Origin of the sequence: Pelagibacterium sp. 26DY04 (genome assembly GCF_031202305.1) — a bacterium.
In the GTDB taxonomy this organism is placed as follows: domain Bacteria; phylum Pseudomonadota; class Alphaproteobacteria; order Rhizobiales; family Devosiaceae; genus Pelagibacterium.
In genome coordinates this window covers 3,317,680-3,341,627 of the sequence record NZ_CP101731.1, presented here as the reverse complement: position 1 = coordinate 3,341,627, position 23,948 = coordinate 3,317,680, and the positions used below count along the sequence as shown (strand labels likewise).

The window sequence follows — 23,948 nt, the reverse complement described above, 5'->3', positions numbered from 1 at the left end:
AATGTGGCCAGAAGCCCCGGACTTCCGGCAACTCAGTCGCCTTCCTTCGCATTACGGGCTGCTGCGGATAACTTGACGTGCTGCGCGAGGACAACTGCGCCATCGTTCGTGCGGCCACGCAGGCGAGCAAGGCGGCCGACTGGATTCTGTTCTTCCTGCCGGAGAGCGACGGCAGCGGCGACCGCCCTGCCCATGAGAGCAACAGGAGGGCCGCATGATGACGCACGCCCAGTTGCATGCTGCACTCGATCGCATGGAAGCCAGTCTTGCCGAAACGCGCAGCAACCTGATCCGCGTCGAACACGCGCTCCGCAATCGTGCTGAAGCCGAGACGATCCGCCGGAGGCCGAAGGCTCGCTACTACCATCGCAGAATGAGCCGATGGACCGGGGCGGACGAGGCCGAATACCGGCGCATCCTCGGGCGCCTGCTGGAGACGTCCGGGCCGGAGTTGAACCGGCTGCACGGCAGGATCGCACGGCAGGACGCTGCCATCGAAGCGCTGCGCTCGAAATACCGCATCAACGCCAAGCGACTGCACCGCCCGGCCTGGTGACGATCTCGGGCCTTTCGCTCTCCCGCGGCGCGGGGAAGGGAGAGGGAGAGAGGGGTCGGTTTTTTGTGACGGGTTGGAGGTCGCGAGAGAGTCTTGCGGCCGCCCGTCGTGGAGAAACCGACATGGCAAAGTCGCCCAAGAAAATCGTCTTCTCACGCTCGCGCGACATTCCCTTCGACAAGTTGGTGATCAGCGAGGCCAATGTCCGCCAGATCCGGCCCGAAACCGGGCTGGACGAGTTGACCCAGGACATCGACCGCCGCGAGGATCTGATCCAAGGTCTCAATGTCCGCGCCCTTGTCGACGAAAACGGCGAGGAAACCGGATTTTTCGAAGTGCCCGCCGGTGGCCGCCGCTATCGGGCTATCGCGCGTCTGGTCAAGGCCAAGCGCTTCCCCAAGGACGGCCTGGTGCCGTGCGTCGTGCGCAAGTCCGACACCAAGATCCTCAAGGAAGACGATTCCCTGGCCGAGAACGTTCAGCGCGCTGGGCTGCATCCGCTCGATCAGTTTCGCGCGTTCAAGAGCATGATCGACCAGAACATGACGCGAGCCGAGGTCGCGGCCGCCTACTTTACCACGGAGCGGTTCGTCGAACAGCGTTTGCGCCTCACGAGCGTTTCGCCCAAGCTGCTCGACATCTATGCCGACGGGGGAATGACGCTCGAACTGCTCGAGGCATTTACCGTCAATCCCGACCACGACCGCCAGGAGCAGGTTTGGGACGCTATCCAGCATACCTATCGTCAGCCTTGGCAGATTCGGCAAATGCTGACCGAATCCGCGGTTCCATCTTCCGACAAAAGAGCCATTTTCGTCGGCACCCAAGCCTATGAGCAGGCCGGCGGCGGCGTACTGCGCGATCTCTTTTCCGAGCAGGTCGGCTATTGGCTCGAAGATCCGGCGCTCCTCGACAGGTTGACCACCGACAAGCTCAAGGAGGTCGCAGACGAGATCGCAGCCGAGGGCTGGAAGTGGATCGCCGTCGACGTCAACCTTCCCTACGGCTACAGCAACGGGTTGCGTGCCCTCTCGCGCGCCACGGTCGATCTCACCGAGGATGAACGTGCCGAGCGGGAAAGCCTGCGCGATGAGTACGCGAAGATCGAGGCCGAATACGAGGACGTTGAGGAGTACCCCGACGAGATCGACCAGCGCCTCGGCGAGATCGAAACGGCGCTGGAAGCGTTCGAGAATCGCCCTGTCATCTTCGAGCCGCTGGACATTCCCCTGGCCGGCGTCTTTGTCGGCCTCGATCGCGATGGCGAGCTGATTGTCGATCGGGGCTATGTGCGCCCCGAGGATGAAACGCCGGTCGATGCAGATGCCGAGGGCACCGGCGCCGATACCGGCGATGACGAGGGGAACGGTGCAACGACCCCCGTCGTCATCACTATTGGCGGCGAGCCCGCCCAGCCCGAGGATGAGGATGATGAAGGCGAGGCGGTCAAGCCCTTGCCCGAGCGCCTCGTGATGGAGCTGACAGCTCATCGCACCCTCGCGCTGCGCGATGCCCTGGCGGCCAATCCCCATGTCGCCGTCACGGCGCTTCTCCACAAGCTCGTGCGCGACACCTTCAGCCAGGTCAGGACCGAGGGCGCGGTGATCGAGGCCAACGTCCACCGTGTCCATTTCCGTGAGCAGGGCAAGGACCTTCCCGATACGCCCTATGCGCAGGCGCTTACGGAACGCCATGAAAACTGGAAGGCGGATATCCCGTCCGACGACGAGGCGCTCTGGGGCTGGATCGAAGGGCTCGACGATGCCAGTCGGCACGCCCTGCTGGCCCATTGCGTCTCCTTCGGGGTCAACGCGCTTTACGAGCGGCCGAACCAGTTCGGTGCGAGCGGCATCACCCAGCGCGGCCTTGAGCGGCGTATGGCCGAAGCCGAACGCATCGGCCATGTCACCGGGCTCGACATGGTGGAGGCAGGATTCCGGCCCACCGTCGAGAACTATCTTGGGCGGGTGACCAAGCGGCACATTCTCGAGGCGGTGCGGGAGGGCGTCGGCGACCAGGCCGCGCAGCTCATCGACCATCTCAAGAAGCCGGATATGGCGCGCGAGGCCGAACGCCTGCTCGCCGATAGCGGCTGGCTGCCCGAACCGCTCCGTGCCCTTGAGGTGGAATCGGACACCCCTCAGGGAGCCGACGCCGCTGCGTTACCCGCCTACCTTTCCGGCGGCGAGGAACCCGACGCAGACGCCTCGGTGGACTTCGAGGACAAGGCGACCCCTCCCGTCGCAGCCGAATAGACCCTGTTGGGACGGTGTCTGCCGCCCCGCCCCTCCCTTTCCGGCCCGGCCTCTCGCCGGGCCGTTTTCATTTCAGGAGACATGAGAATGTCCGCACTCACCATCTATGAGAACGCGCCGCTCGGTTCGCTCATCCGCTATTCCGACGGCACCCCCCGGCCTCCCGCCCGGTTCACACGAAAGCTCAAGGCTTGGGAACGTCGCAACGGTGTTGGCCGGCTGGTCAGGAAAGAGCCGGCGCACGAGCGGCCGACCTATTCGTCACCAGCCACGTTCGTGCTGCACGAGGGCAAATTCAGCGCAAGCGGCGTGACACTCATAAGCGTCATGTGCTCGTACACCGTCGACTCCGATCTCAGCTTCGAAGTCGCCGAGCGGCCCGCCATCGGCATGGTGCGCGTTATCCAGCCCGTCGGTGAAAACGCCGAATTGCTGCACCTGGCGGAAAGCCGAGAGGCGGCGGAGCTCTGGGTGTCCCGGAAGGGCTATAGCTCGGCCCGTCTCGAGGAGATCACGGCCGACGAGGTTGGCGCCGATGTCGTCGAAGGCCGGGCAGCTATGCCGGCCGTCGTCCTTTAAGGAGACTCTCTCATGCGCAACGAAACCCATGAGCAGTTCGAAGCCATTGCGGCGAGGGCCGGCTGGGACAGCTTTACCCTCCTGGTGCTGATCGCGCGATGGGCGGAAGACAACGGTCAGTTCCAACCGCTCATCGACTATCTCGATGGCCTCGCCGACGAGGAGGAAGACGATGGATAGGCCGGTCAGCGCCGCCAATCGGCACGTCGTATTCTCCTACCTCGTGCCCGTTCATGTCGAGGTCGAGGACGGCGTTGTGGTCGGTGTTACCGTCATCGACGAAACGCCGATTCGGAACCCGCAATGCGTCGAGGGCGACCCGGCCTATCTTGCCGAGGCCCTTGCCGCCGCAGAAGACGGCCAGCCCTGGCCGTCATGGCAATTCGGATACTGATCCCGTCCTCCACTCACAGCAACTCCCGCCCGGCCCCTGCGCCGGGCTTTTTCTTTATGGAGGCTCCAATGCCCATCTATACCGTTGAAACGACCTACCACCTGCCGGCCTATCGGCACAGGAGCTACGAAGCTGAAACGCCTGCGCAGGCATGCCGCCTCGCCATCGAGGATGAGGACTGGACCGGCGAAAAGCTCGACTATGAAACCGCCGGGGAAAACTATGTCACCGGGATCTGGCAGGGCGCCGACGCGGCCTATGAAGGCCCCTCCATCCCGGTGCCGCCTCGTTTCGAGGAAGGCGTCCAACGCCGCGCCACCCACTTTGAAGTTCTGCTCGGCGTCCTCAAAATCGTGACCGCTAACGCTGTTGCCGGTCGGGCGACTTCCGAGGACTGGCTCGCCAAGGCGTCCTGGGCCATCGAAAAGGCCGAGGCGATCCTGGCGGGCGCGCGCGGTCCTGATGATCCGTCCTCAACCGATGGAGGTCCGGCATGAGCATCCCAGACTATGCCCGCACCAATTTTCAAACCCTGTTGCGCGCCGCTGGCGATGGCAATTTGGCCCTCATGGAATGCGCGGACGCGGAGAGCGGACAGCCGCGCTACGTGATCTGCGCCGTGGGCCGCGACGGAACCGGCTACGTGTTCACGCCCTTCGGACATCTGGCGGACGGCGATCCCTATGACGCCTACCTGCCGCCAGACCCCGACGATCCGACCACCTTCATGCCAAAGGCCGAGCCACACCCCTAAATCTGAGCGCGAACGATGCTCAACCACAAGCGCCCCGCCTCTCGGTGGGGCGCTTTTTTCATGTTGTTCCGCGTAGCGCGATGGAGAGCGAGAGGGGGGCCGGGAAGGGTTCGAGCCGGTGCGGTCGAGAGAGAGCGCCGCGCGGCTCGTGTCCCTCCCGCTCTCCCGAGGCTTTATCCCATGTCCATGCCATCGCCGGTCCAGAGCGCGCCGTCCGCCGACGCCGCGACCGTTCGCCCATCTCTTCCTCCAATTCTCGCCGCCGCGCATCTTATCCTTCCCCATCTCGAACAGGGCCGCCGTGTCGATGCCGTCGCTCTGCGCGCGGCAATGGAGTCGTCTTTCGGCGCCTCGGACGCCTCCGGCGCCTGGGACTGGAAATCCGCCTATGAGGCGTGCGAGGCAGCGACAGTCTTGTTCCTGCGCAAATACGGCAAGGCGCTGCTGCGCAAGGCCGGATCTCCGGCGCTCGCACTCCCCATGCTGGAAAAGGTCGCCGCGCTCCTGCCGACCCACACGCGCCGTTCGGAGGAAAGCCAGTCCTTCCAGCAATTCTCAACCCCGGTTCCGCTTGGGCTGGCGGTTGCTGCCGCAGCGCGTATCACGCCCTCCGATCGTGTGCTCGAACCGTCGGCCGGCACCGGCCTGCTCGCTATTCTCGCCGAGATCGACAGGGGCACGCTCGCCCTCAACGAACTGGCCGAAACCCGCGCCGACCTCCTCGCCGCGCTCTTTCCCGATCTCACCGTCACCCGGTTCGACGCTGCCCAGATCGACGATCATCTCGACCCCGCCATCGTTCCGAGCGTCGTCATAATGAATCCGCCGTTCTCGGTGATGGCGAATGTGACGGGCCGGATGGCGGACGCCGCTTTCCGGCACGTCTCTTCCGCCCTGGCACGGCTGGCCGATGGCGGCCGGCTGGTCGCCATCACCGGCTCGAATTTCGCGCCGGACGCTCCGGCCTGGCGCGATGCCTACGCCCAGATCCAGGAACGCGGCCGCATCCTCTTCTCCTGCGCCATCGACGGCTCGATCTATGCGCGGCATGGAACGACCTTTTCGCCACGTCTGACCGTCATCGACAAACTGCCGGCCGAGGACCGCACGCGCTTTCCGGCTTCGCCCGGCATCGCCCCGGACGCGGCCACGCTCATGGCCTGGATCGGCGAACATGTGCCGCCGCGCCTGCCGGTTTCCCCCTCGGTCGCGGTTCGGCCGGCGCTTGCTCCCCGAACCCTTCGCGGCTACGTCGCACGCGCCGCACGTACCCCGTCGGCGGCCGCTCCGCTGGTGCAGCCCGAAGCCGAAGAGCTGGCTTTCGAAATCCGCGACTGGACGCCGCCCGAGGATGCGCGCCTCTCGGACGCGATCTATGAGGAATACGCCCTCCAGGCGGTCGCGATCCCAGGCGCTCAGCCTCATCCGACCAAGCTGGTGCAGTCGGCGGCGATGGCGTCGGTCGCCCCGCCCAGGCCCAGCTACCGGCCGATGCTTCCGCCAGCCATTGTCTCCAAAGGGCTGCTCTCGGACGCCCAGCTCGAAACCGTCATCTATGCCGGCGAAGCCCATGGCGGGCATCTTGCCGGGTTCTGGACCGTGGACGACACTTTCGATCTTGTCTCGGCCGCGCCCGAGGACGCCGAGAGCACCGTGCGCTTCCGCCGGGGCTTCATGCTCGGCGACGGCACCGGGGCGGGCAAAGGACGTCAGGTTGCCGGGATCGTCCTCGACAACTGGATGAAGGGGCGCCGTCGCGCGCTCTGGATATCGAAATCCGAAACGCTGATCGAGGACGCGCAACGCGATTGGTCGGCCCTCGGCATGGAGCGCCTTCTGGTCACGCCGCTGTCCCGCTTCCCGCAGGGAAAGCCGATCACGCTCAAGGAAGGTATCCTATTTCTTACCTACGCTACGCTCCGCTCTGAAGGCGGCGGAGAAAAGCTTTCCCGCGTCGAACAGATCGTCCAGTGGTTAGGGAGCGAGTTCGACGGAGTGATCGTGTTCGACGAAAGCCATGCCATGTCCAATGCCGCCGGCACCAGGAGCGAGCGCGGCGAACAGGCCGGGTCCCAGCAGGGCCGCGCGGGGCTGCGGCTTCAGCACGCCCTCGCGAACGCGCGCGTCCTTTATGTCTCGGCCACCGGAGCGACGACCGTTCACAATCTGGCCTATGCACAACGGCTGGGCCTTTGGGGTGGCGAGGATTTTCCATTCTCGACCAGAGCGGAGTTCGTCGAGGCCATCGAGGGCGGCGGCGTCGCGGCCATGGAGGTGCTGGCGCGGGATCTGCGCGCGCTCGGCCTCTACGCCGCTCGCTCGCTCTCCTATGATGGGGTCGAATACGAGATCCTCGAGCACGAGCTGACCCCGGAGCAGACACGCATCTACGACGCCTATGCCGGGGCGTTCTCCATCATCCATAACAATCTCGACGCGGCCATGCGCGCCGCAAACATCACCGGCAGCGAGGGGACGCTGAACCGGCAGGCCAAGTCGGCGGCGCGGTCGGCCTTCGAGAGTGCCAAGCAGCGCTTCTTCGGGCATCTGCTCACCAGCATGAAAACCCCCACCCTGATCCGGCGCATTCGGCGCGATCTCGAGGAGGGCCACGCGCCCGTCATCCAGATCGTTTCGACCGGCGAGGCCCTGATGGGAAGGCGGCTGGCCGAGCTGCCAACCGAGGAATGGAACGACGTCCGGGTCAATATCACGCCCAGGGAGTATGTGCTGGATTATCTCGCCCATTCCTTCCCGGTTCAGCTCTATGAGCCGTTCACCGATTCCGAGGGCAGGCTGGCGTCGCGGCCGGTCACGCGCGACGGCCAGCCGGTCGAAAGCCGTGAGGCCGTCGCCCGGCGCGACGATCTGATCGCCCAACTCGCGAGCCTGCCGCCCGTGCCGGGCGCCCTCGACCAGATCGTCCAGACCTTCGGCACCGACATTGCAGCCGAGGTCACCGGACGTTCGCGCCGTATCGTGCGCAAGAACGACCGCCTTATCGTCGAATCCCGCGCCGGCAGCGCAAATCTCGCGGAAACCCAGGCGTTCATGGATGACGTCAAGCGCATCCTGATCTTCTCCGATGCCGGGGGCACCGGGCGCAGCTACCATGCCGAGCTTTCGGCGCGGAACACGCGGCTGCGCAAGCACTATTTGCTCGAACCCGGCTGGCGGGCCGACAACGCCATTCAGGGACTGGGCCGCACCAACCGGACCAACCAGAAGCAGCCGCCGCTGTTCTGCCCCATCGCGACCAATGTGAAGGCCGAAAAGCGCTTCCTCTCCACAATCGCCCGGCGCCTCGACACATTGGGCGCCATCACGCGCGGTCAGAGACAGACCGGCGGCCAGGGCCTCTTCCGGCCCGAGGACAATCTCGAATCCCATTATGCCCGCGATGCGCTGCGGCAGCTCTATCTCCTCCTGGTGCGCGGCAAGATCGAGGGCTGCTCGCTTCATCGCTTCGAAAGCGCCACCGGCCTCAAGCTCATGGACGAGAACGGGATCAAGGACGAGTTGCCGCCGATAACGACTTTCCTCAACCGGCTTCTCGCCTTGACGATCGAACTTCAGAACATCCTCTTCGCCGCTTTCGAGGGTCTGCTTACCGCGCGCGTCGAAGGGGCCATCGCGTCGGGCACATACGACATGGGGCTGGAGACGCTGCGTGCGGAACGGTTCTCGATCATCGACCGTCGAACGATCTACACCCATCCCGGCACCGCAGCCGAAACGCGCCTGCTCACGATCAATCAGCGCAAGCGCAATCTCCCGCTCGCCCTCGATTCCGCGCTCGATCATCTGGGCGATCCGCGGGCGCAGCTGCTGATCAACGAGCGTTCGGGCCGTGCGGCCGTCCAGATCCCCACCACCGGCATCATGCTCGACGACGGGGAGATCGAGCGCAGGGTGCGCCTGGTCCGTCCGACCGAGGCTCAGAGTATTCCGGTCAGGATTCTGGCGGAAACCCATTGGACGGAAGCCGACCAGGCCGATTTCACTTCGGCCTGGACGGCCGAGTTGGCCGAGGTCCCCGAGTTCACCGAGTCCGTCATTCATATCGTCGCCGGCTTGCTGTTGCCGATCTGGAAGCGCTTGCCGGCCAATGAGGGCACACGGGTCTATCGCCTCCAGACCGACTCGGGAGAGCGCATCATCGGCCGTCGTGTTTCACCCGCCTGGGCCGCCAATGCTGTCGAAACCGGATCACTCTCGCTGTCGGCCGAGGACGCCTTTGCGGCGCTCATGGACGGGAGGACCGTTATCGACCTTCAAGAGAACCTCCAGCTTCGTCGCGTTCGGGTCATGGGCGGGCAGCGGATCGAATTGTCCGGCTTCACCGACACCATGCGTCAGCGCCTCAGCAATTTTGGGCTCTTCCACGAGATCATCTCCTGGAAGCTCAGAATGTTCGTTCCCACCGATACCAAGGGTGTCGCGGTCCTCGGCCGCGTACTCGACCGCTGGGCCATCGCGCGCGTTTCCGAGCGTGAGGCCGTCCAATGACGCGGCTCGACGCATCCGAGCTGGCGATCCGTCTCGGCCGAAAGGCCGAGGCGGTGTGCCGGCACTATCTTCCGGCCGGCCGCCGCTTCGGCCGCTATTGGTTCGTGGGCGACGTGCGCAACACCCCCGGACGCTCGATGTTCGTGCGTCTGGTCGGTCCCGACACCGGCAAGGGCGCGGCGGGAAAATGGACCGATGCGGCGACCGGCGAGCATGGCGATCTGCTTGATGTCATCCGGGAATCCCTGGGCCTTGCCGAGTTCAGGGATGTTGCCGAGGAAGCCCGCGCTTTCCTTGCCCTGCCGCGTCCAGAGCCAACATCGCGCCCGCCACTATCGTCGGGTCCGTCCAACTCCAGACGGTCCTCGAAACGCCTGATGTCCATCTCCCGTCCCATTCGCGGCACGCTTGCCGAAGCCTATCTGCGCGGCCGCGGCATCACCGCTTTCGACGGCACCGAAGCCCTGCGCTTCCATCCGCGCTGCTACTATCGGCCCGTTGACCACGGCCCCACCTTGACCTTGCCGGCAATGGTCGCCGCCGTGACCGACCTTGCCGGACGAACGACCGGGGCGCATCGGACCTGGCTCAGCCCCGACGGCTCGGGCAAGGCGGATGTCGAGTATCCCCGTCGCGCAATGGGCGATCTTCTCGGTCATGGTGTCCGCTTCGGAGCCGATGCCGAGGTGATGGCGGCCGGAGAGGGAATCGAAACCGTGCTGTCCGCGCGCTCGGGTCTGCCCTCCATGCCGATGGTCGCGGCGCTCTCTGCGGCACTCCTCGCCGCTTTCCTGTTTCCGGCGACGCTGCGGCGGCTCTACGTCCTGGTCGACCGCGATCCGGTAGGAAACCGAGCGCGGGACGCGCTTGTGTCCCGAGCGGCGAGCGTCGGGATCGAGGTGGTCAGCCTTTCGCCCATTGGCGGGGACTTCAATGACGATCTGCGCACCTATGGCCTCGATGCCCTTTGCAATGCCCTGCGAGCGGGGCTTCGCCCCGAAGACGCCCCCCGCTTTCTGATCGGCACGCCATAGATCGGGCGGAGTGCGGGCCGTGCTTCGGCATCGTCGTCATGGTCACATCGGCAGGCACTCCGTCTTCGGCTGGAGCCGCGACCGGCCTTCGAAGGGGATCGGCCCACAAACGGGACGGGCAGGCAATGGCCGCGCTTGTGGCTATATTCCGCCGGCCGGCGAGCCGGCCTTTGCATCGCCAACAAAATAGCCAACGCGGCCATCAAGGCCCTCGCGGGGCGAGGGCTGCCAGCCCCTCCCGCCCGTGGGCTTTCGTCGCCACGAAGGCCGCGAGGGTCGCGGTCAGACCGACGAAGGAGCACCCCGATGATCCACGACCATGGCGACGATGCCGAACCCCGTCACGCCTCTTCCCCGACCGATCATGTCCTTTCCGAACTTCAGCTCTATGGCTGGCGCCCCTATGAGGACGAACCCGATCCCAGGCCCTTGCCCGATGGCAATGTCGTCTTCTCCGCCCTGGTCGACGTCTTCGACGCCCTCGCTGCCTCGATGACCGACACTCGCCTGGAACCCGACCTCGAAGAGGTGCTCTGGGGAACCGTCAATCTCTTCCAGCGCGCCGCTGCCCGAATCGAACGCGATCTCGACGATAACGAGCAGGCCCAGCGCCGCCTCCAGGGCGAACAGGACGGCAGCGAGGTGAAGTCCGTCGAGCTGGAGCGCCGCACGGCCGAAGGGCTGACCCTTGTCGAGCGCCGCGACGCGATGGAACTCTTCCGCGATCTCGCCGCCGAACAGTTCGAGCAGCATATCGGCTCTGTCTGGCGGCCACGGTCCGGCTCCAAGGTCAACCATCGGGCGCTAACCTCGGCGCTGGTCGACAGCCGCGATTTCCTCACCGCCAAGCGCTGGGCGGACACCGAGGTCTATTGCCCCATTGGTCCGAAAATAGTCGTCTCGGGCGGCCTCGACTTCAACGATCACCGGCTGATCTGGGACGTCCTCGACAAGGTGCGCGACAAGTATGCGGACATGGTTCTCCTGCATGGCAAGTCGCCAAAAGGCGCCGAACTCATCGCCTCACGCTGGGCCGATCAGCGCAAGGTGCCGCAAGTCGGCTTTTCCCCGGATTGGTCCAAGCACGCCAAGGCCGCACCCTTCAAGCGCAACGACGCGATCCTCGAAACGCTGCCGCGCGGCGTCATCGTCTTCCCCGGTACGGGGATTCAGGACAATCTGGCGGACAAGGCGAGGAAGCTCGGCATCAAGATCTACGACTTCCGCGATCGGGGCGGCGCATAAGCGCCGCCTTCTTCGCCTCTGCTGCAAGAGATCGAAGCACCGCTCTCGACAGGACGGTCGCGGTACATTAATTTATTCGTGCAGAACCGGCGCAACTGCTTGGTCGCAGGCGAGAACTTTCCTTTGGCTGCCTGTCGTGATCTCTCGATCCCAGACTTCAGAGGTTGCCATGACGCTTATCCTGCTTGCCATCTCCGCCACGATTGTCCTCGCGGTGCTCGCCTGGAATCTCGCCCTTTATGCACTCCCCGTCATGGTGGCGACAACGGCTTTCCAGTGGATGTATGGAGCCGATATCGGGTTCTGGACGGCGCTGCTGGTTTCGCTCGGGGCCGCATTGATGTCATTTATGCTGGTATTCGCGATCATCGGCTTTGCCAGGAACCCGGCGCTGCGCCTCGCCGCGCTCGCACTGGTCGCCGTTCCCTCCGCCATCGCTGGCTACGCGCTCGCCTATGGCGTTGCCAAAGACGCCATCGACTCCGTGCTCCTTCTCAACCTGCTCGGTGGCATCAGCGGGATCGTCGTGGCTACCGCCGCGCTGTTCAATCTGGGCGCGGTCGCCGCCGCGATTTCCTCGCGCTGAGGCTCACGCCGCGCGTATGGAACCGCGAGGTCCATGTTGATCCAGCCGCCGGGCCTCGCTTGCCATAGCGTCGCCGTCTCATTCCGGCGTTTGCGTCATGGTTCGACCCGGCTGCATCCCCCTGTCGAATGCCCCCTCGGGACCAATCCCGACACCGCAGCGGACAAGCGTTTGGACCGTCCGCCTGGGCGTGGTGGATGCGGCTGCAAGCTGACCAGCCTTTCCGCTTCCGGCAGCATTGACCCAGCCCTGGCCGTCAGCCGTGAGCGCTGCCGTCGCCCTCACTGCAAGTCCCCCCTGCTGCGCCTCGGTTCACCAAGAGCTGCCCCCGAAATGGTCGCGTAGTCGGACTGGTGAAAGTTTGCTGGCGCTAAGGCGCGCGCGTTTAGGGACAGGCCGATATCGGCAGCAATACGATGCGGCTGCTTATGTCTCCGGGCATTCCCGGAAAGACCATTCCCTCCTCCTGACCGATCCCCTAAGTCCGCGCAGTCTCCGCCAGCAACCCCCCGCGGAACCGGCCGTGTTGGCGCGTGCCGCGCCTGCCCGCCCCACCCCGGTCCTTAAGGGTTGCCACCGCATCCAGCCGGCCTTGTCCGGGGCTCATCGGAGGGATGGTCCCCCCGGTAGAAGCAACGGAGACTAAAAATGCAGAACATCGTCATTCTCGCCGGCAACATCGGACGCGACCCGGAAACCCGCAACGTCCCTGGCGGCAACAGGGTCACCAACTTCACCCTCGCCACCTCGCGTCCGCGCTATTCGGAGGGCAAGGTTCTCCGCGACGGTGAAGGGCGGCGGGTCCAGGACACCGAATGGCACCGCGTTATCGCCTTCAACGGCCTGGGCAAGACGGTCCAGGACTATTGCCAGAGGGGCATGAAGGTTCTGGTGCGCGGCCGCATCCACTACACCCAGTGGACCGATGCCGAAGGTATCGAGCGCTACGGTGTCGAGATCATCGCAGAGACGGTGGATTTCCTCAGCCGGGGCAAGCAGGCGGAAGCGAGCCAGGACAGCAACGACGACGATGACATCCCGTTCTGATCGGCGCAATCGAGGCCCGGCGGTCCAACCGCCGGGCCTTTTTTCGTTTCCGGGGCGTGGAGATCGCCCGGAGTGCCGGGAGATGACCGAGGCTGTCTCACGCACACCAGTTCGGGCCCTCTATGCACCTCTCATCTGCGGCTCGAGATAATCAGCCCCTCGGTGGCGGATTATTGAAATGCTCCTTATCAGATCAGGGTCGCGGTCGGAGGACATCGCTTGCGAGGCCGGTTCCGGCACCTGATCGCGGAAACCACCCCGCTCTCGATGGGCGACCTTGGTTTCAGACGTTCCCTAATGCGATCAACCCGTGAAGGGTCCGCTACGCGAGCGTGCGGCCTTTCCGGCCAACGCCTCCAAGGTGATCGCCGTCACGGCTGAAACACACCGGGCGCCTGTCGAACGGGGAATCGTCCCCACTTTCAGAACAGGAGCCGGAAAATGTCCCTCTCAGATGCCAACGCAATGGCCTTTGACCTCGCCCTTACCCTGATGGTGACGATCGTTGTCTTCCGCGCTGGCGACGGCACGATGGGGGTCATGCCAGCCGCCGAATACGACGGTGACGATGATACCATTATCAGTGAACTGGACCCGTTCGCCCCGTACGGGGCGAACGACCATCAAATTCATCCCGTTTCATCAAACCTCTGCGCATCGACCGGACGCTTGAGCAGATCAGCAGCGTCGACATCGAGAACCTTGGCGAGCCGGTCCACCACGTCGATGCTCGCGCCATAGATGCAGCGCTCCAGCGAGCTGATGTAGGTACGGTCCACCTCGGCCCGATGCGCCAATTCTTCCTGAGACAGCCCTCGCGCCTGCCGCAGTGACTTCAAATTCAGCGCGAAGACTTCCCGTATTCCCATCTCCGAAAGGAAGCGTCTTGTCGAGAATTCCACTACGGAGTATTCTCGACAGGAGAAGGAAAAATCCGAGGTTTCACCCACAGCGACTCCTTGCACCGCTGACCATTGCGGATTGACCATGAAGTCTCGACGTTGGTGCCAAGCAGAGTGGGGATGAAAAGCCGGACAAGTTTCGTCACATTATTGTAATTGTTATAGATAGGACATGGGGGTGTGATAGTTCGAAGCTATTGGCGTGACGTATAAACCCCGTTGGCTATCGGGTTTGCGGGGTGCACTTTGTCACTACGCAAATATGCTGATCTGGGATGCTTTGGATGAAGAGGCCACGGCCAGAACGGGAACCAGAGATCGCGGACGCGCCGGTGCTCTCCGACGAGCTGACCAACTACGACTATCGCCTTCTCTATGTTTATCTCCGCCTGCTCATAGCCGAGGAAAAAGGTGCCGACTGGACGGAAGTCGCGAAAACCGTTCTCAGAATCGATCCAGAGGCTGAGCCCGAGCGCGCCTGTCAAGCCTACCAGGCCCATCTGGCTCGCGCGCACTGGATGGTTAGCACTGGCGGTTACGAACTACTGCGTAGCGCCCGTATAGAATAGGCCGAGCCCCTCCCAGTGCGCCTGTCATCGCCGCGACGGTGCGCCACGCCGCCAGTGCCCTATGCTGTGATAGGCGACGCTGCCCTATGCCGTTCCAGCCTGCCCTCCATAATCGGGCACTTCCCTGCGATCGGCGGACTAGGGGAGGAGGCAATCATGGCAATGGCTGGGGACTGGCGGTCGTCCGCGTCCACGGACTACTTCAAAACGCTCGACCTCGAACACCTCGCGTTCGAATTCATCTCGCGCGATCCACGCTTCCGGGAGGAACGCGCAGAGCTCGATCGCCAGGTCAAGAGCGGCCAAATCGACGCCACCCAGGCCGTGCGGTGGTTGCGCGAGTCCTGGGGGTTGTCCTTTCGCGGCGCCCGACGCGCCAGTTCTTTGGGAACCGCACCTCCTGCCGAGTGTCGTGCTGATCGGACCGGCACCCCCTGGCTTCCCCGACGTACACGCAATTCCGCCCCAAAGCCTGCCTGATCTCCTCGCCCAATCCTATGACGGTGCCGGCCGCTCCATTGTGCTGCGTGACACCGAGGGCGAACTCCGAATGCGGGTGGAGGCGGATGCAGACGCGACGGGTTGGGCCTTTGTCATTCCGAACGATACCTGGCGGATAGTTCGCCTCAAAGCGTTGATGCGACTTCTGCTCAAGCTGGCCGGTCTGCCGACAGGCGCCCCAACTCCGGAACCGGCCCTAACCCCTTACCGGCTTCATCGTCTTGCCCTCTCGCTGCGCGCACTCGACGGCGAGGAAGAGGGTGCCAGCCGCCGCGAGGTTGGCGCTGTTCTCTTCACCCAGGAAGCGCGAGACATCACCTCCCATGGCTGGAAAAGTTCAGGTCTGCGCAAGAAGGTCGCCCGCCTAATCCGGCTTGGACATGCCATGCGCGACGGCGACTATCGTCATCTCCTTACCCGCTCCTTCCACCACATTCGTTGGGGTTGATCCGGCCACATCCTCATGCCGGTTCCGGCAAAGGGGGACAAATTTCAAAGGATTTTTCGCCGCAAGGTCGGGACTCCCCCCTGGGCCGAATTCTCCGCCACGCTTGCCGTCGGTCAGCCCCGCTATCCGAAGCTGGGCTGCCAGAGCGACGGAGCCCTACCATGACCGAACCCTTGCCTCCCATTCTCCCGCGCTACCTGCGCACCCCCGACGCGGCGCGTCTGCTTGCCATCTCCCCGCGTACCCTCGAAAAGCACCGCGTCTTCGGCACCGGGCCGGTTTTCCGCAAGCTCGGTGGTCGTGTCGTGTACGCCGTCACCGATCTTGAAGCCTGGGCCGAGGACGGCGTGCGTCGCTCGACCTCGGATCCCGGTGCCGAACGCAAGCGTTGAGGGCGGTGTCTTTCAATGGCCGTACCTGTCCGCTCCGAGACCGACCAACTCGACCTGTTCCGAGCGCGCTCCGGCGCCATCGCGCCACGCGATGCTCAGGATCTCATGGCCTGGCCGTTCTTCTCGCTCGCCAAGTCCCGGCGCATCGCGCCGATCGACTTCCGTATGGGTGAGGTGGTCATCCGGGTCGAGGCTACGGTTGAGCACGGCATGGCGACCATTTGGGATGCCGATATCCTGATCTGGGCCGCTAGCCAGATCGTCGATGCCCGCGACCGGGGCCTCGCCACGTCACGCCTCATGGTTGCGACCCCATACGAGATTCTCGCCTTCATCGGCCGCGGCGATTCCGCGCTGAGCTACGAGCGCCTCAAAGCCGCGCTCGACCGGCTTCAATCGACCACGATCGTCACCTCCATCCGGCAGATCAGCGAGCGCCGCCGCCACCGCTTCTCCTGGATCAACGAGTGGAAGGAACGGCTCGACGCAAACGGCCGCCCGCTCGGCATCGAACTCATCCTCCCAGACTGGTTTTATGCCGGTGTGCTCGACGAGGCGCTGATCCTCACAATCGATCGAGATTATTTCGCGCTGACGGGCGGCCTCGAACGCTGGCTGTACCGGCTCGCGCGCAAGCACGGCGGTCGGCAGGCGCGCGGCTGGAGCTTCGACGTCACGCACCTCTATCTCAAATCCGGCACGCTCTCGCCACCCCGCCGCTTCCGCTTCGAGCTGCGCGGCATCGTCCGGCGGCAGCCATTGCCCGGATATCGCCTCCTGTTGTTCATCGGTGCTGACGGCGGAGAGCGGCTTGGCTTCCAACCCGATCGCGGGATGGGAGGCAGGCCATGACCGCGCGCGCCGCCTTGTGGATAACCGTGTGCAAAACTTCGGCGCGGACCCGTACTATCGGGAACGCCCAAGCCCGTACTATCAGGAACGCCCGACCCGTACTATCGGGAACGCTCACACCGCGTAAGGTCGGGATACCAAACGCGGAATCGGCCCCCTCTAACTATCCTAACATCAAGAATCTAACCTTCTTCTTGACCGGGGAAGTGTGTGGATACCGTTCGCCTCCGGCGCGCGGCAGGCTGGGCATGGCGCGGGAAAGGGGGACGCCATGACTGCGCTCCTAACGCATGTCGAGCTCACTTGGATCGAAAAGAAGATCGAGTTCTGGATCAGGTTCGGCCATCCCGCGCACAACCAGCGCCTCGACCGTCACCGCCGCCGCGCGAGCTTCGCCCCCGGCAGCGTCTTTGCCTTTGTCCGCTGGGCGGCCAACGATTACGGCACCATCATCTCGCGTATCGACATCGTCCTCGCCGTCGAACATGGGCAGGTCTATCAAACGCTCCCTTTCGTTCGGCCGGGCGGGGATATCCTGCTCAAGGTCAATGGCTGGCCCAAGGTCGAGCGCGTCCTGAAGACAATCGACGCCGTAGAGGCCATCGGCGTCGATCCGGCCGACGCGGCGACCGACTATTGGCGGCACGCCCACAATCGTATCGCCGCCGGCCTTGAACCGAACGCATACGAGCCTGCGCAGCACCGCGCTTGGCTCAAGCGCCGGGGGATCGCGCCATGACGCGCTTGGGATGGGTGATCACCACGTATCTCGCCAGCGTTGCCATTGGAGCCTCGGCCTTCGTCGATCCGCCGCCGGCGCTGATCTGGAACGCCTCGCCCAGCGTGCCCATCGGCATGTTTACCGTGCATCCAGCGGGCCATCTGGAGACTGCCGATCTGGTCGCCGTCACGCCGCCCGAAACGCTTGCCGTATTCCTCGCCGAGCGCGGTTATCTGGCGCATGGCGTGCCCATGCTCAAGCGCGTTCTCGGCTTGCCAGGTCAGGAGGTTTGCCGCGACGGGCCCACCATCACCGTGGATGGCATCGAGATGGGCATGGCGCTCAGCCGCGACAGTTCCGGCCGCGACCTGCCGGTCTGGTACGGCTGCCGCACCGTCGCCGACGACGAGATATTCCTGATGAACTGGCAGTCCGTCGATAGCCTTGACGGACGCTATTTCGGCACGCTCTCCGTCACCACGATTGTCGGCCGGGCGCTCCCACTCTGGACCGACGAGGAGGGCGACGGCCGCTACGAATGGCGCGCCCCGACGCGATGACCGTCTCTCCCATCCAGCCATCAATGGAGGTTCCAATGGCACAGATCGGACAGTTTACCCGCACGGAAAGCGGGTTCTCGGGGAGGATACAGACCCCGATACTCGGCGTGGACGTGGTGTTGGTGCCGCTCGAACGCGGCGGCAACGAGAAGGCGCCGGACTACCGCATTCATATCACCGATGCGGACGGTGCCGAGATCGGCGCCGGCTGGACGAGGGTGGGCGAGAAGGCCGGGGAATTTGTCTCGGTGCTGATCGACGGCCTCGCATTCGCTCAGCCCGTGCATGCCAATCTCTTCCGTTCCGGGGACGCCGCCTACACCCTGCAATGGTCGCGCCCGTTGCGGCGCGACGCCAGGGCGTGATCCCATGCAGCCATCGCGCGCAGGGCCGGTCAAGGGCGGCCCCCGGCCGGCGCTTGCGCCTTGCCCTTGAGTGGCGCGAGCACGGTGGCGGGATTGTCGCTGGTCGGGACCAAAAGCCGTGCGGGATTTATCGTTCGGCGTGCATTCATGCTCACCGTTGTGAGCGGTATGATCGGCATCGCATCCGTCATGCCCGTGCAGGCCCAGGACGTTCCGGCACACCTCGAAGCGGTCGATCCCTTCGCGATCCCGATCGCCGAAGCATCGTTCCGCTTCGCCATTCCGGAGCACTGGATACGCGCCGTCATCACCGCCGAGAGCAGCAACGAGCCGTCAGCCGTCTCGCCCAAGGGCGCTATCGGGCTGATGCAGGTGATGCCGGCGACCTATGACGAGTTGCGCGAACGTTATCATCTCGGGCCCGACCCGCTGCATGTCCGTGACAACATCTTTGCGGGCACCGCCTATCTGCGCGAGATGCTCGACCGGTTTGGACCGGACGGGTTTCTCGCCGCCTACAATGCCGGTCCCAGACGTTATGAGGAGTATCTGTCCGGTGCGCGCGAACTGCCGGCCGAGACGCTGGCTTACGTCGAAACTCTTGCCACCGTCATCGCCGAAGCGCACGAAATCGCGCACATTCCGCTCTGGTCGGCGGCACCTTCGACGTGCTCGAAACCGCATCCGTCGACAATCCTTCTGCATCCGCGTTGTCCGTCCCGCTGCAACGCATCGTCGATCTGACTGCGCTCCAGCCGTCAACCGGCCGTTCGTCCGATACCGATCTTTACGCCGCACCGATCTTTGTTCCGGCCAATTCCCGTCCGGGGAGCGCCCCATGATCGGCTTCGCGGAGTATCGCATTGGGGCGCAGCCAGGGGCACAAGAGCGGAAGGGCCGGCAGGGACGGGGCAACAAGCTGGGGTCATGGCAAGATAAAAGCCGCACGGTGCGGCACGGTCGGGAGTGCGGGAGACAGGGGGTTTCCAAGCCATTATCGCACCGTACTGGCCGATATCGCACCGTGCGCCATCGCGATTTCGCGTTGCTTTTGAATCCATTTCGCACCGTGCGGAGATTTCGGCCATGAGCAAGGATCGCGACTTCAAGGTCCGGCCGGGACGCATCCGCTCGCGCGCCAGCCAGAGAATGCGGCCCTTCATCGCCCAGGCGCTCGCCGCTGCCACGCGAGCCGGCGGCAGCCACGGGCGGGGCAACGGCTTCGGGTCATCGAGCTCCTCTAACTTTGGGCGCGGTCGCACCGCCAATGTTGTGGCCAATCGCCTCATCAAGCGCCGCAGCCGGGTTGCCGTGGTCAAGGCGCGGGTTGTCCGCAACGGCGGCTCAGGGGCACGCGCCTCGCGCCATCTCGATTACCTGCGGCGCGAGGGCGTCACCCGCGACGGCGAGAAGGCAATCCTGTTCGGCCCAGAGACCGATCATGCCGACGCCGGCGACTTTGCCGAGCGCTGCGCCGACGACCGGCACCATTTCCGTTTCATCGTCTCACCCGAGGACGCGGGGGACCTGAACGAGCTCAAGGGCTTTACCCGCGAGCTTATGGACCAAATGCAGAAGGACGTCGGCACCGATCTCGAATGGGTGGCGATCGATCATTGGAATACCGAGCATCCGCACATCCATGTCCTCGTGCGCGGCGTAGCCGACACCGGTGAGGATCTGGTGATCTCGCGCGACTATATCCGCTCAGGGTTGCGCGACCGGGCGCGCGATCTCATCACTCAGGAACTTGGGCTACGCAACGATCTCGACATTCGCGCCAGCCTCGAGCGGCAGACGGGAGCCGACCGCTGGACCGACCTCGACCGCCAGCTCCTGCGCGACGGCGGTGAGAACCGCATCGTCGATCTCGCGCCCAAGCCGGGCGAGCGGCCGGACCAGTACCATGCCTTCAAGGCCGGCCGGATACGCACGCTCGAAAGCTTCGGCCTGGCTCATCCGGTCGGCGGTCAGAAATGGCAAATCGCAGAGGAAGCCGAATCCACATTGCGCGAACTGGGCGAGCGCAACGACATCATCAAACGGATGCATAAGGCGCTCGCCGACCGAGGTATCGAGCGCGCCGTGTCCGACTATACGCTCGCAAGCGCCGCCGGCGACGGCCCGGTCATCGGCAGGATGGTTGATCGCGGCCTGCATGATGAACTGACCGGGGAAGCCTATGCGGTGATCGATGGCACCGACGGGCGCACTCACCATGTCCGCTTCCACGATCTTTCCGCCACCGGCGACGGCGGGCTCGGCTCTATCGTCGAGCTGCGCACCTACACCGATTCCAGGGACCATGTGCGAACCGCACTGGCGGTGCGCTCGGATCTCTCTATCGCGGACCAGATCAAGTCCGATGGCGCCACCTGGCTCGACCGCCAACTCGTGGCCGGCGATCCGGCCGGGCTCGGCGGCGGCTTCGGCGCCGAGGTGCAGCAGGCGCTCGAGGCACGCACCGATCACCTGATTGAGGAGGGCCTGGCCCGGCGCGAGGGTCAGCGCATCGTCTTCGCCCGTAGTTTTCTCGCCACCTTGCGGCGCCGCGAGTTGGACGCGCTTGGGGAACGGCTGGCCGCAGAGACGGGTAGCCCGTTCCAGAAAGCGGCATCGGGAGAATATGTGGCCGGCACCTATCGCCAGCGTTTCGCTCTCGCTTCGGGCCGCGTGGCGATGATTGACGATGGACTGGGGTTCAAGCTCGTGCCCTGGACACCATCGGTCGAGCAGCATCTCGGCAAGCACATCTCGGGCGTCGCGCGCAGCGACGGCGGCATCGATTGGAGCTTCGGACGAAAGAGAACTTTGGGTCCGAGCTAAGTCGGTTTCGACCTGGGCACATGGGGAGGTGCCGCGCAAAGAGCATGTTCAGTGCGACATTCCGCGACATCGCACATCCTTATCGCAACAGGCTTAATTTCGCAGTCGAATGATATTCGTTCGGCCGAGATCGACATTCTCACATACTAAAGACAAGGTCGGCCAGCGCGCTACCAAGAAAAATGACCTAGGCATCAGCGGAAACGCAAAAAAAAGGACTCGAGAACTTTGGCGACATCGAGCGACTCGAAAGCAACGACCCACTCGGGCGGCTACGTGCCCGGCACCAGGATCGAACGCTGGCTCGATGAAAGGCTTCCGATCCTTAGGTTCTCCAAGGAGCACCTGATGGATTTCCCCACCCCCAGGAACCTCAACTACTGGTGGACGTTCGGGGGCATTCTCGCCTTCATGCTGGTAGTGCAGATCGTGACGGGTGTCGTGCTTGTCATGCACTACACACCAAACGTGGACCTCGCTTTCGCCTCGGTCGAGCAGATTCGCCGTGACGTCAACTACGGGCGCATCATCCAGGGTACACATGCCGTGGGCGCGTCGATGTTCTTCTTTGCAGCCTATGTCCATATGTTTCGCGGACTCTATTACGGGTCCTACAAGGCTCCGCGCGAGATCATCTGGATGCTCGGGGTGATCCTGTTCATCCTGCTCATGGCCACGGCCTTCATGGGGTACGTGCTGCCCTGGGGCCAGATGAGCCTCTGGGGCGCCACGGTTATCACCGGCCTCTTCTCTGCGATCCCGGTCGTGGGCGAGCCGATCCAGACCCTGCTGCTGGGCGGCTTCTCGGTCGCCAACCCAACGCTCAACCGCTTCTTCTCGCTTCACTACCTTCTGCCATTTATCATCGCAGCGGTCGTCGTTCTGCACATCTGGGCGCTTCACGTGCCGGGGAACAACAACCCTACCGGCGTAGAGGTGAAAGAGAGCCGCGATGCGCTGCCTTTCCACCCTTACTATACGATGAAGGACCTGTTCGCGATCGTCGTCTTTCTGATTCCGTTCGCCTGGTTCGTGTTCTTCGCCCCCGACATCTTGGGGCATGCCGACAATTACATACCGGCCAATCCGCAGGTTACTCCAGCTTACATCGTGCCCGAATGGTACCTTCTGCCCTTCTACACCATGCTGCGGGCCATCGATTTCAACGTCCTCTTCATCGAAGCCAAGCTGGGCGGGGTCATCGTGATGTTCGGGTCGCTTCTGGTCCTGTTCGTCCTGCCGTGGCTCGACACATCCAAGGTGCGCTCGGGGACGTTCCGCCCGCTGTTCAAGCCGTTCTTCTGGCTGTTCGTCGTGAACTTCATCGCGCTGGCCTATCTGGGCGCGCAGCCCGCCGAAGGGATCTATGTTCTCCTCGCCAAAGTGACGACGGCATACTATTTTGCCTACTTCCTCGTCATATTGCCGATCTTGGGACGTATCGAAAAACCTGCGCCGTTACCGGCAAGCATATCGCAAAGCGTTTTGGGCGAGAGAGGTAGTGGACCGAACGAAAAAATTGCGTAAGTTCGGGCTGAAAAGTGATCTCCAAGGTGCTGCTGCGCACTGATGGCCGTGCTGGCCCAGAATTTCATCAACGTCGAATAGATGAAATTCCAGAAAATGTGACCTGCTTAGGCGCGGACATTTCCATTTCGTTAACCATAGCGAACGACGCTGTTCGGGGTCTTTCGGAGTGGTCGTCGTGAGCGGTCGTACATCATCATACCAAATGCTCGCTTGCTGGGCGGTGCTTGGCGGGCTGCTTGTCACCAATGTGCTCACGTTCACAATCCTCCGCAACAATGAGGATCTCAGCGATTTCTGGAACAACCAAAGTTCCGTGGTGCTGAGGGCATATGAAGGTCGCATCGCCGAGTTGAGCATGAATGTTGACCGGCTTCGATCCAGAGAAATCGCTAACTCTGGAACGGCAACTCTCAGAGGTCAGGAATTGGGTGAACGCCAGGCACAGCTGGAAGATCAGTTCCTTTCGATAGAGATGCTCGCAAAGACGGCACTTGCTCCCGAGTTGGTACCATTCTCCCAGCCGAACGAAGGTCCGGTCCTTCCGGCAGCGGATGGGGCGAGCCCTGCTGAGCAGCTTGACCTTCTTGAAGCGAACCTAAGAGTAATGGAAGAAGAGACCCGCGAGTCGATGACGCTTCTTTCCGAGACGATGGACCGATCAGTCGAGATCATCGTTGCAGAGCTGCGGCGCGTCGGACATGAGCCGGCTTTGAGCGATCTGGCCCTTGGCGGTCCCTTTTTGGATGCCAGCGATTTTCCATCGGGTTCCGAGACCCCTGATATCGTCGATATCCTTACTGCCATGGGACGCTTGGAAGAAGCGCGCAGGGCCATGGACGATGTACCAATTCATCGACCGATCGAAACTACCCGCATAAGCTCCAACTTCGGTTTGCGCCAAGATCCTTTCACTGGCCAATCCGCGTTTCATTCCGGCATAGACTTTCCCGCTCCGACTGGCACGCCGATTCTGAGCGCGGGCCGCGGGACCGTCACTTTTGTCGGTTGGAAGGGCGACTACGGCAGGGTGGTCGAAATTACCCACGCCTCGGGCCTGATGTCGCGCTACCCCCATCTTTCGCGTGCACTGGTCGACCAAGGGGATGAGGTCGAAGCAGATATGGTGATCGCGCTCGCCGGCTCTACCGGCCGGTCGACCGGACCCCATCTGCATTTTGAAATTCGCAACGAGAGCAGTGCAATCGACCCTACGCCGTACTTGGCTGCCGGAAGGCGTTTAGAAGTATTCGATCCGTGGTTCACGACCGCCTCACGGTAACATGAAGCATGATAGGGAAATTGTTCTCGCTATCTGCGGCAAAA

General features: G+C 63.6%; 26 protein-coding genes and 1 pseudogene. 25 read left to right on the top strand and 2 right to left on the bottom strand.

Features of this window, described 5'->3' with window-relative positions; all coding sequences use genetic code 11:
- Window positions 1-71: 71 nt before the first annotated feature.
- The 13 genes and pseudogenes from NO932_RS16580 to NO932_RS16520 form a co-directional block, all read left to right on the top strand.
- A pseudogene (locus tag NO932_RS16580) lies at window positions 72-218 on the top strand (antirestriction protein ArdC); the annotation flags it as partial.
- The gene (locus tag NO932_RS16575; RefSeq protein WP_309208488.1) at window positions 215-556 is read left to right on the top strand and encodes a hypothetical protein; all 342 of its coding nucleotides are present in this window, start codon (window positions 215-217) and stop codon (window positions 554-556) included. The pseudogene NO932_RS16580 and the gene NO932_RS16575, both read left to right, overlap by 4 nt.
- Window positions 557-678: 122 nt before the next feature.
- A complete protein-coding gene (locus NO932_RS16570) occupies window positions 679-2,811 on the top strand; it encodes a chromosome partitioning protein ParB (RefSeq protein WP_309208486.1) in 2,133 nt (710 codons plus the stop codon).
- An 87-nt stretch (window positions 2,812-2,898) separates the two neighbouring features.
- The gene (locus NO932_RS16565) at window positions 2,899-3,390 is read left to right on the top strand and encodes a hypothetical protein (RefSeq protein ID WP_309208485.1); all 492 of its coding nucleotides are present in this window, start codon (window positions 2,899-2,901) and stop codon (window positions 3,388-3,390) included.
- Between the two features lie 12 nt (window positions 3,391-3,402).
- The gene (locus tag NO932_RS16560) at window positions 3,403-3,570 is read left to right on the top strand and encodes a hypothetical protein (RefSeq protein WP_014132000.1); all 168 of its coding nucleotides are present in this window, start codon (window positions 3,403-3,405) and stop codon (window positions 3,568-3,570) included.
- The gene (locus tag NO932_RS16555; protein WP_309208482.1) at window positions 3,563-3,784 is read left to right on the top strand and encodes a hypothetical protein; all 222 of its coding nucleotides are present in this window, start codon (window positions 3,563-3,565) and stop codon (window positions 3,782-3,784) included. Before NO932_RS16560 ends, NO932_RS16555 begins: the two co-directional genes overlap by 8 nt.
- A 68-nt stretch (window positions 3,785-3,852) precedes the next feature.
- Window positions 3,853-4,281, top strand: coding sequence for a hypothetical protein (locus NO932_RS16550; protein WP_309208481.1), 429 nt, complete (start codon window positions 3,853-3,855; stop codon window positions 4,279-4,281).
- A complete protein-coding gene (locus NO932_RS16545; RefSeq protein WP_309208480.1) occupies window positions 4,278-4,538 on the top strand; it encodes a DUF6117 family protein in 261 nt (86 codons plus the stop codon). The genes NO932_RS16550 and NO932_RS16545 overlap by 4 nt, the downstream gene beginning before the upstream one ends.
- A 180-nt stretch (window positions 4,539-4,718) precedes the next feature.
- The gene (locus NO932_RS16540) at window positions 4,719-9,047 is read left to right on the top strand and encodes a strawberry notch-like NTP hydrolase domain-containing protein (protein WP_309208479.1); all 4,329 of its coding nucleotides are present in this window, start codon (window positions 4,719-4,721) and stop codon (window positions 9,045-9,047) included.
- Window positions 9,044-10,081 carry a toprim domain-containing protein gene (locus tag NO932_RS16535; protein ID WP_309208478.1) on the top strand — a complete coding sequence of 346 codons (1,038 nt, stop codon included), beginning with the start codon at window positions 9,044-9,046 and terminating at the stop codon, window positions 10,079-10,081. The genes NO932_RS16540 and NO932_RS16535 overlap by 4 nt, the downstream gene beginning before the upstream one ends.
- Window positions 10,082-10,387: 306 nt before the next feature.
- Entirely contained in the window at window positions 10,388-11,326 is a 939-nt protein-coding gene (locus tag NO932_RS16530; protein ID WP_309208477.1) for a DUF2493 domain-containing protein, read from the top strand.
- 169 nt (window positions 11,327-11,495) lie between these two features.
- Complete coding sequence (locus NO932_RS16525) at window positions 11,496-11,912, top strand: hypothetical protein (protein WP_309208476.1); 417 nt, start codon at window positions 11,496-11,498, stop codon at window positions 11,910-11,912.
- 648 nt (window positions 11,913-12,560) lie between these two features.
- Complete coding sequence (locus NO932_RS16520; protein WP_309208474.1) at window positions 12,561-12,959, top strand: single-stranded DNA-binding protein; 399 nt, start codon at window positions 12,561-12,563, stop codon at window positions 12,957-12,959.
- A gap of 450 nt (window positions 12,960-13,409) precedes the next feature.
- On the opposite strand, the gene NO932_RS16515 is transcribed toward NO932_RS16520, so the two are convergent.
- Window positions 13,410-13,583 carry a hypothetical protein gene (locus tag NO932_RS16515; protein ID WP_309211105.1) on the bottom strand — a complete coding sequence of 58 codons (174 nt, stop codon included), beginning with the start codon at window positions 13,581-13,583 and terminating at the stop codon, window positions 13,410-13,412.
- A 5-nt stretch (window positions 13,584-13,588) separates the two neighbouring features.
- Complete coding sequence (locus tag NO932_RS16510) at window positions 13,589-13,828, bottom strand: helix-turn-helix transcriptional regulator (protein ID WP_309211075.1); 240 nt, start codon at window positions 13,826-13,828, stop codon at window positions 13,589-13,591.
- A 317-nt stretch (window positions 13,829-14,145) separates the two neighbouring features.
- On the opposite strand from NO932_RS16510, the gene NO932_RS16505 reads away from it, so the two are divergent.
- The 12 genes from NO932_RS16505 (at window position 14,146) to NO932_RS16455 (ending at window position 23,904) form a co-directional block, all read left to right on the top strand.
- Window positions 14,146-14,430, top strand: a complete 285-nt coding sequence (locus NO932_RS16505) for a DUF2285 domain-containing protein (protein ID WP_309208473.1) — start codon at window positions 14,146-14,148, stop codon at window positions 14,428-14,430.
- Between the two features lie 156 nt (window positions 14,431-14,586).
- A complete protein-coding gene (locus NO932_RS19385) occupies window positions 14,587-14,910 on the top strand; it encodes a transcriptional regulator domain-containing protein (RefSeq protein ID WP_375142778.1) in 324 nt (107 codons plus the stop codon).
- Window positions 14,843-15,379 (top strand): DUF2285 domain-containing protein, encoded by a 537-nt coding sequence (locus NO932_RS16500; RefSeq protein WP_309208470.1) that lies wholly within the window; start codon window positions 14,843-14,845, stop codon window positions 15,377-15,379. The genes NO932_RS19385 and NO932_RS16500 overlap by 68 nt, the downstream gene beginning before the upstream one ends.
- A gap of 161 nt (window positions 15,380-15,540) precedes the next feature.
- Entirely contained in the window at window positions 15,541-15,771 is a 231-nt protein-coding gene (locus tag NO932_RS16495) for a helix-turn-helix domain-containing protein (protein ID WP_309208469.1), read from the top strand.
- Between the two features lie 15 nt (window positions 15,772-15,786).
- Window positions 15,787-16,623 carry a replication initiator protein A gene (locus tag NO932_RS16490; RefSeq protein ID WP_309208468.1) on the top strand — a complete coding sequence of 279 codons (837 nt, stop codon included), beginning with the start codon at window positions 15,787-15,789 and terminating at the stop codon, window positions 16,621-16,623.
- A gap of 271 nt (window positions 16,624-16,894) precedes the next feature.
- Entirely contained in the window at window positions 16,895-17,362 is a 468-nt protein-coding gene (locus NO932_RS16485; protein ID WP_309208466.1) for a DUF2840 domain-containing protein, read from the top strand.
- Window positions 17,359-17,904 carry a S26 family signal peptidase gene (locus NO932_RS16480; protein WP_309208464.1) on the top strand — a complete coding sequence of 182 codons (546 nt, stop codon included), beginning with the start codon at window positions 17,359-17,361 and terminating at the stop codon, window positions 17,902-17,904. The genes NO932_RS16485 and NO932_RS16480 overlap by 4 nt, the downstream gene beginning before the upstream one ends.
- 35 nt (window positions 17,905-17,939) lie before the next feature.
- Window positions 17,940-18,269 (top strand): DUF736 domain-containing protein, encoded by a 330-nt coding sequence (locus NO932_RS16475; RefSeq protein ID WP_309208462.1) that lies wholly within the window; start codon window positions 17,940-17,942, stop codon window positions 18,267-18,269.
- A 147-nt stretch (window positions 18,270-18,416) separates the two neighbouring features.
- The gene (locus tag NO932_RS16470; RefSeq protein WP_309208461.1) at window positions 18,417-19,013 is read left to right on the top strand and encodes a lytic transglycosylase domain-containing protein; all 597 of its coding nucleotides are present in this window, start codon (window positions 18,417-18,419) and stop codon (window positions 19,011-19,013) included.
- Window positions 19,014-19,355: 342 nt separating this feature from the next.
- Complete coding sequence (locus NO932_RS16465) at window positions 19,356-21,095, top strand: DUF3363 domain-containing protein (RefSeq protein WP_309208460.1); 1,740 nt, start codon at window positions 19,356-19,358, stop codon at window positions 21,093-21,095.
- A 228-nt stretch (window positions 21,096-21,323) separates the two neighbouring features.
- Complete coding sequence (locus NO932_RS16460) at window positions 21,324-22,622, top strand: cytochrome bc complex cytochrome b subunit (RefSeq protein WP_375142777.1); 1,299 nt, start codon at window positions 21,324-21,326, stop codon at window positions 22,620-22,622.
- Between the two features lie 178 nt (window positions 22,623-22,800).
- A complete protein-coding gene (locus NO932_RS16455) occupies window positions 22,801-23,904 on the top strand; it encodes a M23 family metallopeptidase (RefSeq protein ID WP_309208457.1) in 1,104 nt (367 codons plus the stop codon).
- The last annotated feature ends 44 nt before the right edge of the window (window positions 23,905-23,948 follow it).

Bases quoted from the DNA above. Each gene is read 5' to 3' on its own strand.
- NO932_RS16575 (WP_309208488.1), top strand. From the start codon at position 215: ATGATGACGCACGCCCAGTTGCATGCTGCACTCGATCGCATGGAAGCC.
- NO932_RS16570 (WP_309208486.1), top strand. From the start codon at position 679: ATGGCAAAGTCGCCCAAGAAAATCGTCTTCTCACGCTCGCGCGACATT.
- NO932_RS16565 (WP_309208485.1), top strand. From the start codon at position 2,899: ATGTCCGCACTCACCATCTATGAGAACGCGCCGCTCGGTTCGCTCATC.
- NO932_RS16560 (WP_014132000.1), top strand. From the start codon at position 3,403: ATGCGCAACGAAACCCATGAGCAGTTCGAAGCCATTGCGGCGAGGGCC.
- NO932_RS16555 (WP_309208482.1), top strand. From the start codon at position 3,563: ATGGATAGGCCGGTCAGCGCCGCCAATCGGCACGTCGTATTCTCCTAC.
- NO932_RS16550 (WP_309208481.1), top strand. From the start codon at position 3,853: ATGCCCATCTATACCGTTGAAACGACCTACCACCTGCCGGCCTATCGG.
- NO932_RS16545 (WP_309208480.1), top strand. From the start codon at position 4,278: ATGAGCATCCCAGACTATGCCCGCACCAATTTTCAAACCCTGTTGCGC.
- NO932_RS16540 (WP_309208479.1), top strand. From the start codon at position 4,719: ATGTCCATGCCATCGCCGGTCCAGAGCGCGCCGTCCGCCGACGCCGCG.
- NO932_RS16535 (WP_309208478.1), top strand. From the start codon at position 9,044: ATGACGCGGCTCGACGCATCCGAGCTGGCGATCCGTCTCGGCCGAAAG.
- NO932_RS16530 (WP_309208477.1), top strand. From the start codon at position 10,388: ATGATCCACGACCATGGCGACGATGCCGAACCCCGTCACGCCTCTTCC.
- NO932_RS16525 (WP_309208476.1), top strand. From the start codon at position 11,496: ATGACGCTTATCCTGCTTGCCATCTCCGCCACGATTGTCCTCGCGGTG.
- NO932_RS16520 (WP_309208474.1), top strand. From the start codon at position 12,561: ATGCAGAACATCGTCATTCTCGCCGGCAACATCGGACGCGACCCGGAA.
- NO932_RS16515 (WP_309211105.1), bottom strand. From the start codon at position 13,583: ATGGTCGTTCGCCCCGTACGGGGCGAACGGGTCCAGTTCACTGATAAT.
- NO932_RS16510 (WP_309211075.1), bottom strand. From the start codon at position 13,828: ATGGGAATACGGGAAGTCTTCGCGCTGAATTTGAAGTCACTGCGGCAG.
- NO932_RS16505 (WP_309208473.1), top strand. From the start codon at position 14,146: ATGAAGAGGCCACGGCCAGAACGGGAACCAGAGATCGCGGACGCGCCG.
- NO932_RS19385 (WP_375142778.1), top strand. From the start codon at position 14,587: ATGGCAATGGCTGGGGACTGGCGGTCGTCCGCGTCCACGGACTACTTC.
- NO932_RS16495 (WP_309208469.1), top strand. From the start codon at position 15,541: ATGACCGAACCCTTGCCTCCCATTCTCCCGCGCTACCTGCGCACCCCC.
- NO932_RS16490 (WP_309208468.1), top strand. From the start codon at position 15,787: ATGGCCGTACCTGTCCGCTCCGAGACCGACCAACTCGACCTGTTCCGA.
- NO932_RS16485 (WP_309208466.1), top strand. From the start codon at position 16,895: ATGACTGCGCTCCTAACGCATGTCGAGCTCACTTGGATCGAAAAGAAG.
- NO932_RS16480 (WP_309208464.1), top strand. From the start codon at position 17,359: ATGACGCGCTTGGGATGGGTGATCACCACGTATCTCGCCAGCGTTGCC.
- NO932_RS16475 (WP_309208462.1), top strand. From the start codon at position 17,940: ATGGCACAGATCGGACAGTTTACCCGCACGGAAAGCGGGTTCTCGGGG.
- NO932_RS16470 (WP_309208461.1), top strand. From the start codon at position 18,417: ATGCTCACCGTTGTGAGCGGTATGATCGGCATCGCATCCGTCATGCCC.
- NO932_RS16465 (WP_309208460.1), top strand. From the start codon at position 19,356: ATGAGCAAGGATCGCGACTTCAAGGTCCGGCCGGGACGCATCCGCTCG.